General features: G+C 66.5%; 26 protein-coding genes. 25 read left to right on the plus strand and 1 reads right to left on the minus strand.

The window, feature by feature from the left end; all coding sequences use genetic code 11:
• The first annotated feature begins 12 nt into the window (after positions 1-12).
• Both JW805_20180 and JW805_20185 read left to right on the plus strand, forming a co-directional pair.
• Positions 13-621 (plus strand): hypothetical protein, encoded by a 609-nt coding sequence (locus tag JW805_20180; GenBank protein MBN2974316.1) that lies wholly within the window; start codon positions 13-15, stop codon positions 619-621.
• 37 nt (positions 622-658) lie between these two features.
• Complete coding sequence (locus JW805_20185; GenBank protein MBN2974317.1) at positions 659-859, plus strand: hypothetical protein; 201 nt, start codon at positions 659-661, stop codon at positions 857-859.
• A 101-nt stretch (positions 860-960) separates the two neighbouring features.
• On the opposite strand, the gene JW805_20190 is transcribed toward JW805_20185, so the two are convergent.
• Positions 961-1,449, minus strand: a complete 489-nt coding sequence (locus JW805_20190) for a hypothetical protein (GenBank protein MBN2974318.1) — start codon at positions 1,447-1,449, stop codon at positions 961-963.
• A 75-nt stretch (positions 1,450-1,524) separates the two neighbouring features.
• On the opposite strand from JW805_20190, the gene JW805_20195 reads away from it, so the two are divergent.
• From JW805_20195 to JW805_20305, 23 genes are all read left to right on the plus strand, one after another.
• A complete protein-coding gene (locus tag JW805_20195) occupies positions 1,525-2,535 on the plus strand; it encodes a hypothetical protein (protein ID MBN2974319.1) in 1,011 nt (336 codons plus the stop codon).
• A 71-nt stretch (positions 2,536-2,606) separates the two neighbouring features.
• Positions 2,607-4,244 carry a PRTRC system ParB family protein gene (locus tag JW805_20200; protein ID MBN2974320.1) on the plus strand — a complete coding sequence of 546 codons (1,638 nt, stop codon included), beginning with the start codon at positions 2,607-2,609 and terminating at the stop codon, positions 4,242-4,244.
• A gap of 36 nt (positions 4,245-4,280) precedes the next feature.
• Positions 4,281-4,709, plus strand: a complete 429-nt coding sequence (locus JW805_20205; protein ID MBN2974321.1) for a PRTRC system protein E — start codon at positions 4,281-4,283, stop codon at positions 4,707-4,709.
• A 43-nt stretch (positions 4,710-4,752) separates the two neighbouring features.
• A complete protein-coding gene (locus JW805_20210; protein MBN2974322.1) occupies positions 4,753-4,959 on the plus strand; it encodes a hypothetical protein in 207 nt (68 codons plus the stop codon).
• Positions 4,960-4,961: 2 nt separating this feature from the next.
• Positions 4,962-5,186: a hypothetical protein gene (locus JW805_20215; protein MBN2974323.1), complete on the plus strand. Its 225-nt coding sequence runs from the start codon at positions 4,962-4,964 to the stop codon at positions 5,184-5,186.
• Positions 5,187-5,208: 22 nt separating this feature from the next.
• Entirely contained in the window at positions 5,209-6,126 is a 918-nt protein-coding gene (locus JW805_20220) for a hypothetical protein (protein ID MBN2974324.1), read from the plus strand.
• Between the two features lie 7 nt (positions 6,127-6,133).
• The gene (locus tag JW805_20225) at positions 6,134-6,961 is read left to right on the plus strand and encodes a PRTRC system protein B (protein ID MBN2974325.1); all 828 of its coding nucleotides are present in this window, start codon (positions 6,134-6,136) and stop codon (positions 6,959-6,961) included.
• On the plus strand, positions 6,958-7,617 hold the full coding sequence (locus JW805_20230; GenBank protein MBN2974326.1) for a PRTRC system protein A: 660 nt from the start codon (positions 6,958-6,960) through the stop codon (positions 7,615-7,617). Before JW805_20225 ends, JW805_20230 begins: the two co-directional genes overlap by 4 nt.
• A complete protein-coding gene (locus tag JW805_20235; protein MBN2974327.1) occupies positions 7,607-8,365 on the plus strand; it encodes a PRTRC system ThiF family protein in 759 nt (252 codons plus the stop codon). Before JW805_20230 ends, JW805_20235 begins: the two co-directional genes overlap by 11 nt.
• An 84-nt stretch (positions 8,366-8,449) precedes the next feature.
• A complete protein-coding gene (locus tag JW805_20240; GenBank protein MBN2974328.1) occupies positions 8,450-9,094 on the plus strand; it encodes a hypothetical protein in 645 nt (214 codons plus the stop codon).
• Positions 9,095-9,174: 80 nt separating this feature from the next.
• Positions 9,175-10,164, plus strand: a complete 990-nt coding sequence (locus JW805_20245) for a phosphoadenosine phosphosulfate reductase family protein (protein ID MBN2974329.1) — start codon at positions 9,175-9,177, stop codon at positions 10,162-10,164.
• Positions 10,161-10,484 carry a hypothetical protein gene (locus JW805_20250; protein MBN2974330.1) on the plus strand — a complete coding sequence of 108 codons (324 nt, stop codon included), beginning with the start codon at positions 10,161-10,163 and terminating at the stop codon, positions 10,482-10,484. The genes JW805_20245 and JW805_20250 overlap by 4 nt, the downstream gene beginning before the upstream one ends.
• Before the next feature lie 18 nt (positions 10,485-10,502).
• Entirely contained in the window at positions 10,503-11,327 is an 825-nt protein-coding gene (locus JW805_20255; protein ID MBN2974331.1) for a hypothetical protein, read from the plus strand.
• On the plus strand, positions 11,320-11,700 hold the full coding sequence (locus JW805_20260; protein MBN2974332.1) for a hypothetical protein: 381 nt from the start codon (positions 11,320-11,322) through the stop codon (positions 11,698-11,700). The genes JW805_20255 and JW805_20260 overlap by 8 nt, the downstream gene beginning before the upstream one ends.
• Positions 11,701-11,985: 285 nt before the next feature.
• Positions 11,986-12,726, plus strand: coding sequence for a phosphoadenosine phosphosulfate reductase (locus JW805_20265; protein MBN2974333.1), 741 nt, complete (start codon positions 11,986-11,988; stop codon positions 12,724-12,726).
• On the plus strand, positions 12,723-13,073 hold the full coding sequence (locus JW805_20270; protein MBN2974334.1) for a DUF3768 domain-containing protein: 351 nt from the start codon (positions 12,723-12,725) through the stop codon (positions 13,071-13,073). The genes JW805_20265 and JW805_20270 overlap by 4 nt, the downstream gene beginning before the upstream one ends.
• 39 nt (positions 13,074-13,112) lie before the next feature.
• On the plus strand, positions 13,113-13,307 hold the full coding sequence (locus JW805_20275) for a hypothetical protein (protein MBN2974335.1): 195 nt from the start codon (positions 13,113-13,115) through the stop codon (positions 13,305-13,307).
• 115 nt (positions 13,308-13,422) lie between these two features.
• Complete coding sequence (locus JW805_20280) at positions 13,423-13,911, plus strand: hypothetical protein (protein MBN2974336.1); 489 nt, start codon at positions 13,423-13,425, stop codon at positions 13,909-13,911.
• Positions 13,901-14,599: a hypothetical protein gene (locus JW805_20285; protein ID MBN2974337.1), complete on the plus strand. Its 699-nt coding sequence runs from the start codon at positions 13,901-13,903 to the stop codon at positions 14,597-14,599. Before JW805_20280 ends, JW805_20285 begins: the two co-directional genes overlap by 11 nt.
• The gene (locus tag JW805_20290) at positions 14,566-14,982 is read left to right on the plus strand and encodes a hypothetical protein (GenBank protein ID MBN2974338.1); all 417 of its coding nucleotides are present in this window, start codon (positions 14,566-14,568) and stop codon (positions 14,980-14,982) included. The genes JW805_20285 and JW805_20290 overlap by 34 nt, the downstream gene beginning before the upstream one ends.
• Positions 14,983-15,144: 162 nt before the next feature.
• Positions 15,145-15,663 carry a DUF736 domain-containing protein gene (locus JW805_20295; GenBank protein MBN2974339.1) on the plus strand — a complete coding sequence of 173 codons (519 nt, stop codon included), beginning with the start codon at positions 15,145-15,147 and terminating at the stop codon, positions 15,661-15,663.
• A 157-nt stretch (positions 15,664-15,820) separates the two neighbouring features.
• Positions 15,821-16,324 (plus strand): N-acetyltransferase, encoded by a 504-nt coding sequence (locus tag JW805_20300; GenBank protein MBN2974340.1) that lies wholly within the window; start codon positions 15,821-15,823, stop codon positions 16,322-16,324.
• Positions 16,325-16,383: 59 nt separating this feature from the next.
• Entirely contained in the window at positions 16,384-16,644 is a 261-nt protein-coding gene (locus JW805_20305; GenBank protein ID MBN2974341.1) for a type II toxin-antitoxin system Phd/YefM family antitoxin, read from the plus strand.
• Positions 16,645-16,648: the final 4 nt, after the last annotated feature.

Here is a 16,648-nt window from a genome sequence, read left to right on the forward strand (position 1 = left end):
AAAGGACCCCTCATGGGTTGGCTCACCATGCCCTTTACATCGATGGGCGGTCACGGCTCGGCAAAGGCCTATCTCGACGACCAGTTCACCTATAGCCGCGAGGTCGATGGGGGCACCTCGGGTCTCAGGGTGCTCGCCTCGTCCTGCCCACGAAACCGCACCTACTATGCCGCTGTGCAGGTGATGACGAACGGCGCCGGCGGCGAGGTGTTCGCGATCATCTGCAAGGTTCTCTGGAACCCAGGCAGCAAGACCCGTGAGCAGTTCGGCTACAAGGATATGACGGAGTCGATGGGGCCGTGCGAGGACGGATGCCCCCAGCACATCCTCGACCTGCTGACGCCGACCGACAAGGAGCACGCGCTCGACTGGCGTCGTCGCTGCGCCGAGAACCTGAAACGCCGCTCGCGCAAGGTCGCGGACGGCGATCGGATCCGGCTGGAGCAGCCGGTCACCTTCTCGGACGGCCATGTCGGGCAGGAATTCATTGTCGAGAAGCAGGGGCGCCGAGTGACCCTTCGCGACCCTGAGACCCGCGGCCGCTACCGGATCAGCCGCCTCATGGAGCGGCAATGGCGGATCGTGCCGACGACGAAGATCCACAAGACGATCTTCGCCTGAGTCCTGCCGGTATCATGCTTTCCGAGAAGGATCTGACATGCTTGACCTGAGCACCGGCCTGTCCCCTAAGCGTCTTCTCCTCTGCAGTCGCGAAAACGCGAACCGCGTCGCCTCCCGGCTGTTCGACGAGCGGCCGGGTCGCGTCAGCATCGTGCGCACCACCAATCCGATCCAGCCTTTCCGCGTCTGCACTTGGCCGGCGTTTGGCGAGCGCGTCGAAGTCGAGATGGTGCTTTGAAGCGGTGATCTATCCCTTTGCGCGAGCCGCGAATCATCTCGCCGACGACCCGGCCCGCCCGATGCGAGACGCGAGGCCTGAGTTCGGGCGCCGACTTCCGCTCAGCAGGATAAGGTCGGATCGGCCCACCAAGACGGTCCCTGCTCGAAAGCGGCGTCCAGCTTCACTATCGGACCGTCCGGCGCGTCGGCGACATAGGGGTTGGTGAGCGGCATCCGGGTCGCCTTCAGCCGCCCCTGCTCTCCCGCGACACGGCCGCGGCGTTCGAGCAGATCCTCGAGCCATTCCAGATCGTCGAGCATCGCCACCACGCCGCGCCCGGCCAGGCAGAAATAGATGCAACGCTGGAAGTCGTCGGCGCCATCGTTGGCGAGGATCTCGGACAGCTTTCCCTTGCCGGCGGGGATACCCTCATGAACCCAGCTCACCGCCTCGCGCAGTTCACGAACCGAATAATAGGCGTCCTCGACGTGCATCCCGATCGACGCGTTCGCGATCATCCGGCGCGTCGGCCGGTTCTCGGAATCCAGCGCCGCATCTCGCAGCGTGATGTCGAGGTCGAAGCGCTCGCGGAACGGTGTCGTCGTCATGGCAAATCTCCTGCGCCAAGGAACGTATCGTGAACGCGCCGCGCCGTCAACATCATCACGCCCAGGGAGGCCGCTATGCCGATTGAGATCATGGTGGGGCTGCCGCACCTGAGCGAGGGACCGATCCTCGCCCAAGCTCGCGCATTGCAGCAGCCCACTCTCATTTCCGCGAATGGATTGTCTCGTTGGACCGAACGCCGCGGGTGGCGGGAATGGGACGGGTGGCGGCTTTCCCAGCTGAGAAATGGCAAGGGACTCGCGGCGCTCTGCCTGGACTCGGCCGGATTCGTCGCGGCGGCTCGATACGGCGGCTTCCCTTGGTCGCTCGTCGATTATGTCGCGCTCGCGGCCGCCTTTCCCTTTCGGTGGTGGGCGAGCGCCGATTATTGCGTCGAGGCAGAAATCGCTCGCGACCGCGAAGAGGTCATCGACCGCCTCTCGCGCACGATCCGCGCCAATCTCGACTGTCGCCGTCTCGCCCAGGATCACGGCATCGCCGACACCCTGATGCCGGTCATCCAGGGCCGCCGTCCGGAAGACTATGAGCGCTGCATAGATGCGCTGGGGGGATCGCTGAAGCCCGGGTCGCTGATCGGCGTCGGCAGCATGTGCCGGCGAGACGTCCATGGTCCGGAGGGGGTCATCGCCGTCATCGACCATCTGGATCAGATATTGCCCAAGGGGGTCCGGCTGCACGCATTTGGCGTGAAGGGTTCGGCGCTGCCATACCTGCTTCCGTTCGAGCACCGGGTCGCGTCTATCGACAGCCAGGCATACGGCATCAGCGCCCGCCAGGCCGCCCGCCAGGCCCGTGTATCCAAGAGCGACCGCTTCGTGGCCGACCATATGGCGCGGTGGGTGGCGGCACAGCACGCACGTCTTGCCAGCCACCCTTTGCGCCTGCCGCACCATCGGCCTGCGGAACCCGATCGCGTCCCGACGGACCCTTGGGAAACGGCGATCGCGCAAGCTCGAGCCGAGATCCGCGAGCTCATCGAGAGCGGGGATCTCGATCACGACGAGATGACAGCGCCGTGGATCGAGCAATGGGCGGCCGACATCTACCGCGAGCGGCTCGCCGGCTGATGAGAGGGGAGGGGGGCAGGAATGGGGTGAGCATGAGGCTCGCCAGAGCGAGGCGCCCATCTACGACGGAGGTGGCCCGCTACCCTGCAAGGAGATCGGCCGTGACCGCACCCCAGCCCACCGGAACCACCATGGTCCCACTCGCCCGGATAGCCATCGGCTACAACCCGCGCCGCTATTTCGACAGCAAGAAGCACGACGAACTTGTCGCGTCGCTCCGGCTGCGCGGCATGCTTCAGCCGATTCTGGTGCGCCCGGCGGACGATGGCAAGGATCGCTACATCATCGTCGCCGGCGGGCGGCGGTATCGCGCCGCGCTCGAGGCGTTCGGTGCGGACGGCGAAGCGCCGGTCATCATCCGGGAAATGACCGACCAGGAAGCGCTCGAGGCGGCGATCGACGAAAACGATATCCGGGATGACGCCTCCGAAACCGAGCAGGCCGATGCCGCGGTCCGGGTCCTCGCCGCTTGCCAGAACGACCGCGGCGAGGCCGGTCGACGTCTTGGCTGGTCGCGCGCCAAGCTCGACCGCCGCCTCGCGCTGGCCAACCTTTCGGACGCGGTGAAGCTCGCGCTCGACAAGCGCCGCATCAAGGTCGGCCACGCCGAGCTGCTCGCCGCCGTGCCGGCGGACAAGCAGGACAAGGCGCTCGAGACTATCCTGGGAGCCGGCCTCGACATCGGGAAGACCCGCGACCTCCTCATGCGCGTAACCCAAAACCTTGCCGACGCCTGTTTCGACAAGTCCGAATGCACGACCTGTCCTTTCAACTCCGGGACCCAACGCGCGCTCTTCGAGACCCACGTCGACGATGGCCATTGCACCAACGCGGCATGCTTCCAGCTCAAGACGGACGCGGTCGAGCAGGCCCGTCAGGAAGAGCAGGATCGTTCCGCCGCAGCCGATGACACCCCCGACGAAGGCGACCTCGCCGAAGCTGATGAGGCCGAGGATCAGGAAGATGAGCGCGCGGACGGGGTCGAGGCGACCGCTCGGCGAGCCGCGCTCGCGCCGGGAACTCCGTCAGGTCGGGCGACCGTGCGATCGAACGCGAATGCCAATGGCCCCAGCGTCACCGCGAAGTCGATCGCGGGCCGCACAAGCGATCTGCGGGAGGCAACCTGGCGCACCGCGCTGGCGCGCGGGCTCGCAGACAACGCTTTTGATGCTCGAACCGCCATCCTCGTCGCCGCGCTGACCGGGACGCTCTCCCAGATCAAGTCGGGCACGCTGACGGCGCGAGCCGGCCTTCTCGTCAACCCGTCCTTCCCTGATCTGGACTTCGGGGGCAAAATCAATGAGGTTCGCGAACTTTCCGAGGCCCAGGCGGCAACCGCGCTCTCGGCGATCGGCGCCGCCTACGCCCGCGACGTGCAATCGTTCAGCCATGTCGCCGATCTCGCAAGGGCGTTCGACGTCGACATCCGTCAGGTCTGGCAGGTCGATCGCGGCTTTCTCGAGCGATATACCAAGGACGAGCTGAAGTTCGTCGCCCGGGAGTGCGGGCTGATCTCGCACATGGGCGAGAAGGCCTTCGCCAAGCTTCTCGGCTCCAAGAAGGCCGATCTGGTCACCGGAATGCTGAACGCCGCCGGCTTCGATTGGGCGGGCCGGCTGCCGAGCGCGATGACCCTCGACGGGCAATATGGCGCGGCGCCCGGCGCCGCCCCGATGTCCAGCCGCCGCGTCGATGCGCTCGCCGCCTGATCCACTTTCCTCGCATCCGAACAAGGACGAACGACCATGCTTATCGCAAACCTGCTCCCACTGCTCCACCGCTATTCGCTAGGGTTCGACCTTGTCGCCGGGCCGGACGACACTGTGACCCTGACCGTCATCCCTCGGAAGGTCGAGGGCACGGCGGCCGCCCTCGAGGTCGGCGAGACACGGCCCATCTCGATCACCGCAAGCGCAGCGGAAATCGACGCGGAACTCGCGCGTGGCGCCGACGGCGCACTCGGTCAGCTGATCGCGACGCGCAAGACTCTCGCCGATCAGATCGCCGATCAACGTGAGGCCGCTGAAGCCGCCAAGTTCGCCTCGGCCGAGGCCGCCAAGGCAAGGCCAACACCGGCGCCGGCAAAGACGGCGACCACTTCCGCGTCGCCGGCACCAGCTCCGAGCGCGCTCCCGGCCGAGGCCAAATCGAACGAGCCGGCAAGTCTTTGGTGACGGCCCCGCTTCGGCCCGTGTTCAATCTCTCAGGAGAAGCCCCATGCAGATCAATCACCTTTCGCGCGCTTATCGATATGACGGGATCGACCTTCCGGTTCCGCCCCACCTTGCCGAAGACCCGCAGGGCCTGCGCGCGTATCACGCCACTCTCTATCCCGCGATCCTGAACGCCGAACTGGTCGACGCCGGCGTCACCGCGGGTACCCATGTCACCGAGTACCGCCGCGCGGTCGGCACCAAGGGATAGCCGTGGCGCGCAAGGCCGACGCGGTCCTTCCCGCCGCATCCCGCAAGACACTTCTCGAATGGATCGAGTTCGATGATGGCGACGCTACCCGCTCTCCCGGACCACCCTGCGACCCGCAGGCCCAGGCCCTCCACCTCAAGATCCTCATCGACCCGGCATCGCAACACGGCGAACCGGCCGAGCCCCTCCAGTCTCCCAACGGCTTGCGACTGCCCCCGCTCGGCTGACCTGGCCGGTCGGTCGGTCGTCTTGTCCCGGGAGATCCCGGTCAGTTTCGATCAGCCGCTTGCACGTCATCACAAGCTGATTGGCGGTTGGGTCGCATCGCGCGACCAGACGGCACGGCGTTGCACGCGCGCTGAGGCTCGACGCCGCATCGAGCGCGTTTTCGATAAGGCGGTTCTGGATATTCTCAGGCCGCTCGAACTGGCCGAACTGCGCGTCGCCGTCCTCAACAGCGAGGACATGGACGCGCCGGCCATCGCCATCGTCTGCGACAGTATGGGACAGCTCGACCTCGGCTGGATCGAGACCAGCGACGCCCAGATCGGCTGGCGCGCCGCTGCCTATACCGCGCTCGCCCGGACCATGGGCTCAGCGCTTCCGATCTTCGGCTACGACGATCTCTTCGAAGAAATCTCGATGTACTATTGGGATGGCGAAATCGAGGACAAAGCCGCTCGCGACGCGCTCGTGGCCTATCATGGTGCCGATCCGGAGGATCTTGAAGACACCATCCTTCCCTCTGACATGAATGACAGAAGGCCGGACTGGATGATCGCGGCGAACGCAGCGCCGCTGCGGTCGCTGCCGAACGGCCTGCGCAGCGCGCTTCGCAATCTGCGATGCAGCCACCGGGCGCTTCGGGCCCTGCCGGATGAGAAGAACGCCTGGCATTTCGACGGCGCGACCCTCCACGAATATCTGCCGGACCTGGAGGAGTGCTCGTCATTGCCTCCTCTGACGCTCGTGCCCGTCGAGCAGTTCGCGCGCGAGGTCGACGATGTCGCACGCCACGGCATGGAATACGGTTTCATGGACATCGCCGGCCTCTGCCCGTTGCCGGACGCCGCTCGCGTCACCGATTGGTTCGCATCGCTCGAGGCGGGCGCCCGGCTTCTGCTCGCCGCCCAAGAGCTGATCCAGCTCGATCCCGACACCCTGTGAGGCAGCCATGTCAAAGCATTCGACCCAATTCGAAGCCACCGCCGGCGGGCTGGTGCTGACCAACGCCATCCTGCTTTATCGAACCGAGGCCGCGAGAAGCGGCACGCGCTACGGCGCTCCCGGCCAGGATGGGCGGGCGTTCGCCAGCCTTCATCACATCGAGCATGATGACGACGCCGGGCCGAGGATCGCCGCCGGCACGCCGCTGACACGGGCGCACCTGCGCCAATGGTCCGAGGCCTTGGGTCGCGCCGCCGCGCCCGAGCTCCTCCCGCACAACGTGCTCGTTGCGCACCAGGATCTCCTCGCGTGGTGGATCCCGGCGAAGGTTCGTCCGGCCTACTTCAATCTGAGCACGCCGCTCGCCGGCCTGAAGGCTCTTTCCACCAGAACGGTGGTTTCGGTCCCTTACCCGGCCCACCTGCTCGTTGCCACGAAGCGATCGCTGGGAGTCTACGCGCTTCGAGAGGATGAGCGGCCGACTGCCGACTCTATCGTCTTCCATTCGCCGATCCTCAATGTCTACGCCGACGGCACGCTTTGCTGGGGGAATATCCCGAAGCCCGGAACGCTGTCCGTCTCCGCCATCCCGGACTTCGAGCGGGCATTGTTCGAGTCCTGGTCGACTCATCCCAATCACGGGCAGGACCAGACGGTCTCGGGCAAGGGTGGACTCATCTCCCTCTGGGACGACCTTGCGGCGCGCCGCGCCGCCCGCTTCCCGGTCAGGCGTCTCAAGGCTTTCGCCGTCAAACGTCGGTCGGTTGCGGCATCGTCCCGCAAGGCTATCGAGCCGCTGACGCTTGGCCAACTCATCGAAAGGACGAGACGATGACGGCTCTCGCCGATGACCCCACGGCGGCTGCCTTGCTCGCGGCCGTCCCGTGCTTCCCTGCGCCGCCGAGCGGCAGCTCACCCGGCCTGGACGCGGTACGGGCTTCGCGCGCGGGCCATTGCCTCGCGATCGGCCGAGACGGCGTCTTCCTGATTGTCAGGCGCCCGTGGCTCGAGCTCGATGTGCCTGTCACGCCGCCGATTGCCGCCTACCTTCCCTATGGCAGCGTGGGCGAGCCTCGCGCCAACCTTCGGTGCGGCCTGATACCGCGGGCGTTCTTGGCCCAGATCATCGATCATTTCGGCGCGGCGCTGCCCAATGAGGCGGCCGCCTTCATCGTGTGGGACGAGGACGATCGGCGCTTCCTTCTCGATTTCCCGCAGATCGACCAGGCGACGCCGTCGCGCCTGGTCTATCGGACACCTGTCCTGCCCGGGAACCGCCACATCGTCTGCGATATCCACAGCCACGGCCATGGCCGGGCCTTCTTCAGCGCCACGGACGATGCCGATGACGCTCACGCGACCAAGATTGCGCTCGTCATCGGTCGCCTTGGCGGTCCCGACAGTCCCGAGTTTGCCTCTCGGCTTTGCGCCGGCGGGATGTTTCTTCCGCTCCCGCGCAGCCCCTTCGAAGGATACGGCCATGACGCCTGAAACACGTGATCGCCACTTCCTGCCGGAAGGGCTCCACCACCGCGTAATCAATGTCGTTCTGATCGGGTGCGGGGGAAATGGCGCCCAGATTCTGATGGGCCTCGCCTCGCTCGATACGGCGTTGCGCGCAATTTCGTCGCGATCCCTTCATGTGATCGTGGTCGACGATGACGTCGTAACCGAGGCGAACCTCGGCCGGCAGCCCTTCTACCGCTGCGATCTCGGCAACTCCAAAGCCCATACGCTGACGGAGCGGATCAACCTTGCGCACGGTCTCGCCTGGCGAGCCGTTCACGGCCGAGCGCCCGAGGCGATCGATGTATCGGGGGCGGACATTCTGATCAGCTGCGTCGATACCGCCTCAGCTCGCCGCGCCCTCGGCGCCGCGCTCGGTGGAGGGTCCAAGGCACCCGCCTATTGGCTGGACCTCGGCAACCGCGCCGGCGATGGCCAATACATCATCGGCTGCCCCGCCGCTGCCCATCGCCGGAACGAGCGTCGCCTGCCCACCGTCCTCGAATATTTTCCGGAACTCGCTGACGAGAGCGTGCCGGACGACGACGCGCCATCCTGCTCGGTCGCCGAGGCCCTGGAGCGACAATCCCTCTTCGTGAACCGCATCGTCGCGAGCCACGCGCTCTCACTCCTGTTCGACCTGCTCGGTCGCGGGTCGATCGGTCACGCCGGAGCTTTCATCAATCTCGGCAGCGGACGCTGCGCCCCGATACCCCTGCCGGCGGCTGCTTGATCGTCGACGCCCGCCGGCGTGAAGGAGAAGAGAGGGGAGGGGCTGGTCGAGCGGATTTGCGCTTGAGACCGGAGTACCCCGTCCATGACCTACGATGTCGCGATGCGCCACCAGCAGGCGCTCGACCCCAGCGCCCTGACCACCATCGGCGCAGGATTGCACGCCATTCACGCGGCGATCACCGACTGTCGCAATGCCGGAAAGGACGCTGAGACCGACGCAGCCGTCATCCTGCTCGTGAGGCACCTCGTGTCGGTAGCCGAGCGCCGCCCGGACAGCATGGCCCTGCGCCGCACCTGCATGGACCAGATCGCCGAAATCCGCCGACATCCTGTGCTTCGCACGCTCGCCTATCGCGGCGTCGCCTATGACGAGGCCGCGAAGCGCACCTTCCATGCCGAAGGGCGGACCGCGATGCGCCGGCTCGCCGAGGCCCTGGGCCTCGAGGCCGAGAGCTACTCCGTCCGCTCCAACAAGGGCGGTGCTGCGGTCTCCGGCGAGATCACGCTCCATGGTGACGAGGTTTATGTCCAGCTCTCGCTAGGCGGGCTGGGCCAGGATCGGGAGGTTCTCTACCGCCGCGTCAGCGGCCGAACCGACTATTGCGGCCAGCGCAATCACTTCGCGCCCGTCACTGCACTGCTCGCCCCCGATCGCTTTGCGCAGCAGCTTCGGCGGGACCTGCAGCTCTCGCCGTCCGTCACCCAGGCGGATCGGCTGTTCGCCTGACCGGCCTCGCGTTCGCCCTCTCGCCGCCGGAGCAGACCATGATCCACCACGCTCGCCTCGCCTCGGCGGCTTCATCGCACATGATCAGCCCGGAGCTTCCGGGCATTGCCCTCACGCCCGAAATCATCGGCGCTATCCGGGCCGGCGCCTGGATCGTCTTCAACCTGTCGGGCGGAAAGGATTCGAGCGCCGCGATGGCCGCGGTCAACCTATTCCTCGATCTCGTCGGTCATCCGCGCGAACGGCGGATGGCGATCCATGCCGATCTCGGCCGTGCCGAATGGGCCACGACCCCGGAGACCGTCCAGCGCATCGCCGCCGAGGCGGGCATGCCGCTCACTGTCGTCCGGCGAGCGGCGGGCGACCTGGTCGATCGCTGGATCCAGCGTTTCGAGAGCGGCAAGCGGCGATACGCGGCGCTCGAGACCTATAATCTGATCGGACCGTGGTCGTCGGCATCGCTTCGCTTCTGCCAATCCGAAATGAAGGCGGCGGTGATCGGACCGGCGGTTGCCCGAATGCACCAGGGCGAACAAATCATCTCCGTTCTCGGGCTGCGCCGCGACGAAAGCCACAACCGGGCCTCGATCCCGATCGCCAAGGCCGACGAGCGGTACGCCAAGGCCGGGAACCGGCACGGAACGACGATGATGACGTGGCATCCGATTGCCGACTGGACGAGCAGCGACGTGTTTCACGCCCACCGCATGCTCGGGATCCTGCTGCATGAAGCTTATTCGACGTGGGGCTCGAGCCGGCTGTCCTGTCGCTATTGCATTTTCGCCTCGCTGCAGGACCTCGAGGCGTCGGCAGCGGCGCCGTCGAATGCCGAGGTTTATCGTGAACTGGTCGGCATCGAGGCTCGTTCGACGTTCCCCTTCCAGCCGACGCGGTGGCTCGCCGACGTCGCGCCCCGGCTGCCCACTCCGGCCGAGGCCGAGGACATTGCCGCGGCCCGGCGCCCGATCCTGGCACGCCATTCCCTGCCAGACCGATTTCCCACCGCGGTTTCGATCATGGAGCGATTTGCCGAGCTTCTCGCGGTCGCGCCACGGAAGGCCGCGCGATGACGGCGATCGATGTCGCCATCGGCCAATGTCGCCTCACCGCCGAGATCGAGGATCAGCCGCCGCTCGGCTGGCGCTTCTGGTCGCTGGCCGGCTTCGCCGGCGATCCGATCGACACCAACCCTTATGCCGGGTCGCGGTGCCTCGCCCTCACGATGGTGGATGTCGAGGGCCGTGATCGATGGCTGTGCGCGATGGAACGCGATCATAGCTTTCGCCTGCTTTGCACACACGACCTGCTCCCATCAACCGACCAGGCGGGCGCCGAGCGCTTCGCACGGCAAATGCTGGACGATCACGCCCGTCAGCCTCGTCTGCTCTGACCTTCGGATCATCACCTCATGCAAACCGACCGCAGCCAGCGATGGCGCGAGCGGCGCGCGCTATGGGCGCGCGACCTCGAGCTCATCGATCCAAGCGCCTATCGGGTCGAGGTCATCGACCATGCCGTGGCGCGCGCGTTCATCGCACGGCACCACTACCTCCCGACCTATCCGGCGGCCCAAGTCGCTGTCGGCCTGTTCGATCGCAGTGGTGCTCTCGAAGGCGTCGCCGTTTTCGCAGTGCCGACCACCGGCGCCGTGATCTCACGCCACACCGGCTTCGACGATCCCGCACGCGGCTGCGTCCTGGCCCGTCTCATCCTGACCGACGCAGTGCCGCAGAACGGCGAGAGCTTCTTCGTGGCGCGCGCCTTCCGGCACCTCCGCCGTGAACGGCCGGGAATCGAGGCCGTGGTCTCGTATAGCGACCCCGGCGCCGGGCATATTGGCCGGGTCTATTGCGCGCTCTCGGCCGCGCACCGGGCGATCACGAGGCCGCGTACCATGCTCCGCGTCGGCGACATCACCATCTCGGGACGGACCCTCTCAAAAATTCGTCTCGGCGAGCAAGGACATGCTGGTGCGATCGACCAGCTGGTCGCGCTCGGCGTCCCGAGGCCGTCGATAGGCGAGGAGCCGCGCCGCTGGCTCTGGCGGCTTCAACGCGAGCGGCATCTCCTCGCCCACCAGCAAGCCGGGCTCTATGCCTATTGCTTCGAGCTCACCCGAGAGGCGCGCCGCCGAGGCCGCGCGCTCCCCCGGTTGCCCTATCCCAAGGCTCTTCCGATCCGGCACCCCACGCTGCCGCTCTTTCCTGTCGATGCGGAGACCAACCATGGCTGACATCACGACCCTCCCCGTCATGACGGCGGCCGATGCCGAGAGCATCGGCTTTGCCCGGTTCAACGACGTGCCGACGCTTCCGGTCGACATCCCCGACGGCAACTTCACGATAACGGCGAAGACGTCGGACGGGCGAAGGGTCACGTTCTTCTTCGGCGAGCACAAGCGCGGCGCGCCGCCCAGCTTCGTCGACATCCAGTATCACGATCACGGCACGAACATCGCGAACGCCAACGGCGGCATCTCGCCGACCTTCGAGATGCTGACGATCGGCCTCGGCGGCCGACAGGTGTTCGACAGCCGCAAGCTCGATGCCGATGACAAGCCGTCGATCGCCGTCATCCTCCTGGGCGAGCCCAGCCGCCAGGAATGAGGGGAGGGGGGTCTGGAGGATCGGAGGCGATGACCGCCTTCAAGATCCGAGGCCATCCTTCATGTCCGCTTTTCCTCACGCCGAGGCCGGGATGGCCCGGTCTCCCGACTACATCCTGGTTCCGCCCCGCCACCGGTCGTCCTCGCCTACGGTATCGGCGTCGATTCCACCGCGCTGCTCGTGGAGCTGGAGGCCCGCGGCGAGGCTCCTGATCTCGTCCTGTCCGCCGATCCCGGGGCCGAGAAGCCCGAGACCTATGCCTATCAGGAGATGATGGCGGCGTGGATGGCGGCGCGCGGCATCCCCTATGAGATTGTCCGGTACGTTCCCCGACGCTTCAAACACTGGCCGCCTTACTACTCGATCCTGGCCAATGTGCTCACCAACGCAACGCTTCCCAGCATCAGCCTGGGCCGACATAGCTGCTCGCTCAAATGGAAGGTCGCGCCGCAGGATGCCTACCTTCGCGACTGGGCGCCGGCGCAGACCGCCTGGTCTCGCGGTCAGAAGGTCGTTCGCCTGATCGGCTACGATGCGTCGCCCGCCGACAGTCGTCGCTACGCGCACGCCTCCGCCATCGACGACCCCCTGTTCGAGTGCCGCTATCCGCTGCGCGAATGGGGCTGGACCCGCGATCGCTGCGTGGCGCGCATCGTCTCGGCCGGCCTGCCGGTGCCTCCCAAATCAAGCTGCTTCTTTTGCGGAGCGATCCGGCCTGACGAGGTTCGCGCGCTTCCCTCCTGGTGCCTGCGCCTGATTGTCCTGATCGAGGCCCGAGCCGAGCCCCGGCTCCGGTCCGTCGAAGGCCTGTGGCGCCGCTCGACCAAGACCAAGCCGGGCAAGATTACCGACTTTATCCGGGCGGAGCGGCTCCTTCCCGAGGCCGAGATCGCGGCGATCCGCCGCGACGCCCCGACCAACCTGATCCGTTTCCAGGACGCGGCCAGCCTCGTGCCGGTCTCAGAGCGTCCGACGATGGAAGCCTGGATCGCGACCTTCAATGCCGGCCTGATGGAGGCAGAATGACAGACCAGCTCTCCCGCATCGCCACGCTCAACGATCGCGTCCGGCAAGGTCTCGATCCGGCGGCGCGGATCGTCATCACCGCCGCTTGCGCAGCGGCGCTCGCCGAAGGCTCAGACCCCGACGCGACGCTGCGCGCCCATGGCGAATTGCTGATGGCGATCGACCGGTGCGCCTTCGCGGCCGACGAGCGCGATGAACGCCGCCGCGGCGAGGTCCTGTTCAGGGGCAGGGCGATCCGCTTTGCGATCGACTATTATGATCGCTCGCTCGAATGGGGCTCCGAGGATCCGGGCGACCCCGATGTCACGACACGGGTCATGACGATCATGCTGCCCGAAGACGATTAGGTGCCTCGCGCGCCGCTCCATCCCTTTCGGAGGAATGATATGCGCCGGATCACCCCGGCCACGCCCGAGCACGGGCAGGCCATCGCCATCGCGGTCGAACGACTGCGCGAAGCGCGGACTCTTCTCCGCCAGGCTGGCGCCCGCCAGGCGGCGTCGGCCGCCGGCAAGGCGATCAGCAGCGCCGAAGGCGCAGCCCGCCACGTCCAGCACCGGATGCGGCGCAGCGGCGGATAAGCCGCAATGCTCCGCAACCGAGGCCGGGCAGCATGCGTCCGTCCCGGGCGGGGCGGCCGAGCGCGTGCCGGTCAATTCATGCGCGCCGAGGCGCGCACAACCGAAGGAGGTCCATATGGCCGATCGCGTATCCGCCTCGATCATCGTCGGAGGCACGCTCAACGCCGCCGAGTTCGACGAGCTGGTCGACATCATCGCAAGCGAGCGACTCGCCATCGAATGGGACGGCGAGCCTTTCGAAGCGCATCATCATGTCGCGGGTGAGCCGCGCAGCCTCTTCGCCCATGAGGTGGCCGGCGGCAGCTTCGACGATCTCGAAAGCTGGTGCCTTTCCCATCGATTGCCCTTCGTTCGATGGTGCGGCGGCTATTCCGGCCAGTGGGGACCTGAACGCGTCGTTTCGACCGGCGACGAGCGCATCACGTCCTACGCGGTCACCGAGGATGACGAGGTCGTCATCAGCCGAAGCAAGATCGAGATGCTCGGCTCGTTCGAGGCCGTCCTCGCGCATTTCGATACTGCCGAATTCACCGTGCCGCCGCTCGTCGTCCGCGGTGTCGATGCCGACAACCCCGCCAGCCACGGAGGCCGTCATGTCCAATAGCTATACCAAGGCCGCGTTCGGCATTGCGGTCACCAGCGCTGAGGCCGATCTTCTTCACCGCGTCGTCGGCGCGATCGAGATGATCGACGATGCCGAGATAGGCCTCGACGTGCTCGAGGCCCACTATCGCGACCTGGGCGCGGACTTCGCCGCGCTCTTCCCGCGCACGCCGGAGAGCCCGTTCGACGGGCTGCTCGACCTCTTCCGGGACGAAAATTATCCGAGCCTAGATTTCGACATCGACTTCGCCGGGCCCGATGCGGACGGCGTGGTCGTGGTCTTCTTATCGGGCGAGCAGTTCGGCGTGGAGACCGCGGCCAAGCTCATCCAGCGCTGCGCCCCGTCGGCATTGCCGTTCGGTTTCGAGTGGGCGTCGGATTGCGACAGACTGCGCGCCGGCGAGTTTGGCGGCGGCTATGTCGCGATAACCGCCGACACGATCGAATATGGCCACACCTCGCTGATGCTCGATCGTGCCATCGCCCGGGCGAGCGACGAAGGCGCGGACGGTTTTGTCCTTGCCACGCGCAACGGCGAACCCGGCCTCAGCTTCTGGAACAATGAGGACGGCTTCGGCAGCCTTGCGCGGGCGACCGTGTTCAGCGAGACCGAGGCCGCGAAGTTCGACCTTCCGATCGCGGACGATCAGCCCGAATGGCTGGCGATGCCAGCGCCGCTGCGTCTCTGAGGGGCAGCGGGAAGTCCTTTGCGCAGCGCACGCATCCCGATAGCTTGTCATCCGGGAGCCCGCCGATGACTTCGATCCAGACCGACTATGATTCCGCGCGCGCGGCGCTGACGCGCCTGATCCCAATCGCGATGAGCGACACCGGCCAGGCGCGCCGCGTCGCGAACTTCCTGATGGCTTGGTGGAATGGCCCCGATCTCGGCCATTTCGAGATTGCCGATCTCTTCGGCCTCGATATCGCCATCGCCAACGACATCACCAGCGTTATCGGCTTCCTCGGGCAGAACGACCGCGGCGCCGTCTACATCGATAGCTTGGGCTTTGCCGAGGAGATGCAGGACATCATCGCCCTTTGGCGTCCTTCGCTCGCGCGAAAGTCCTGACTCCCGTTCCACTCGGTCAGTGACACGATCCCGACGGCGCCGAAGTGGCGCTTGTCGGAGCGGCGCTGACGCGCCTTACTCGGCCGAACGGCCGAGGAGAGGAGGGGGTCAGAGAAGGTGTTCGGACAAGGGGTTCGAGCGAACTTTCTCAGGAGACCACCCATGAACATCGGCACCATCACCCAGAACGCCAGCGGCACCTACACCGGCAAGATCTCGACGCTGACCGTCGCGATCGTGATCGCGCTGCGCACCGTCCACTCCGCCAATCCCCGCGCGCCCAAGTTCGAGATCCTCGCGCTCTCGGCTGCCCGCCAGTGGGTTCAGGTCGGCGCGCTGTTCGAACTCTCGTCCAACTCGACCGGCGAGACCTTCCTCAACGGCAAGATCGAGGATCCGAGCCTCGACAAGCCGCTCTACATCTCGGCCTTCCGCCAGGAGGACGGCTCCTACAACATCGTCTGGTCGCGTCCGACGCGCCGCCGCGATGCGCCCACCGACACGGTCGCGGCCGACGACGGCCTGCCGCCGCTGCCGGGCGCGGGCGAGCCGGCGGCGCCGGCAGGCACGGACGGGCTCGGCGAATCCTCGGCCGATGGCGCGTTCGGCGGAGAGCCCGCCTCCGGTGGCGAGCCCGCTTCCGGCGGCCGTCGCCGCCGCCAGCCCGAGATGGCCGACTGACCTCACGCCGTGCGCCTCATCGGGCGCACGGATCACCAGGGCTCGCTTCGCTCCCCCCGGCGAAGCGGGCCCTTTTTTCTGTTTCCGGCTATAGGCCGGACACCGATCTTCGGTAGAATCCGGGAAGCCGCGGACACGCGGTCAGCAAGGAGTGCCGATGGCGGCCGATGATCAACCCGTTTCCTGGACCGGCCGCTTCACCGACCTCGGGCGGGACGATCAACGAGCGCTTGCAGCGCTTGTGAAAGACGGCGGGGCGATCCCCGACACGATCGAACGTATCCTGCCGCGGCTCGGCCGAAGCCACCGCGTGGAACTGCTTCGCGAGCCCGGGACCAATCGCATCGTCGGTGCCGGCGTCCTCAAAGACCCGTCCACAAACTATCGTTGCAAGAAGTTCGCCGAGGCCGGCGTGGCAATCGATGGCTATGAGGATGCCCCGGAACTTGGCTACATCGTCGTGGCAAAGGACATGGAAGGGCAGGGCCTCGGGGAGCGCCTCGTTCGCGCCGTGGCCGATCCGCTCACCAAAGCCTGCTTCGCCACGACCGACAATCCCAGGATGCACGGGAAGCTGAGCCGGGCGGGCTTCTCGCGCCAAGGCCAGGACTGGCAAGGCGCCAGAGGGAACCTCTCGCTCTGGACGCGACCTGCCCGATAGTCAGCCGCCGTCCTTGAATTTATCCGGAAACTCCGTATATTCCGGGCAGGAGAATCGCCATGCCCCAGACCGCCAGTTCCGTCGAGGTCTCGAAATCCTTCGGCCGCTTCAGCCGCCAGGCCCTCGAGAGCCCGCTGACCATCACCCATCATGGGCATGAAAGCCTCGTGCTTCTGTCGCATGCCGAATATCAGCGGCTCAAGAGCCGTGATCGTCAGGTCTACACGCTCGACAACATCCCGGACGAGATTGCCGAGGGCGTGCGCGCCGCGCGAGCGCCTGCCGAGGCAGCCGCGTTCGATAACGAGGTCGAGTCCTGACGCG

Source organism: Roseomonas aeriglobus, assembly GCA_016937575.1.
Taxonomy (GTDB): Bacteria; Pseudomonadota; Alphaproteobacteria; order Sphingomonadales; family Sphingomonadaceae; genus Sphingomonas; species Sphingomonas aerigloba.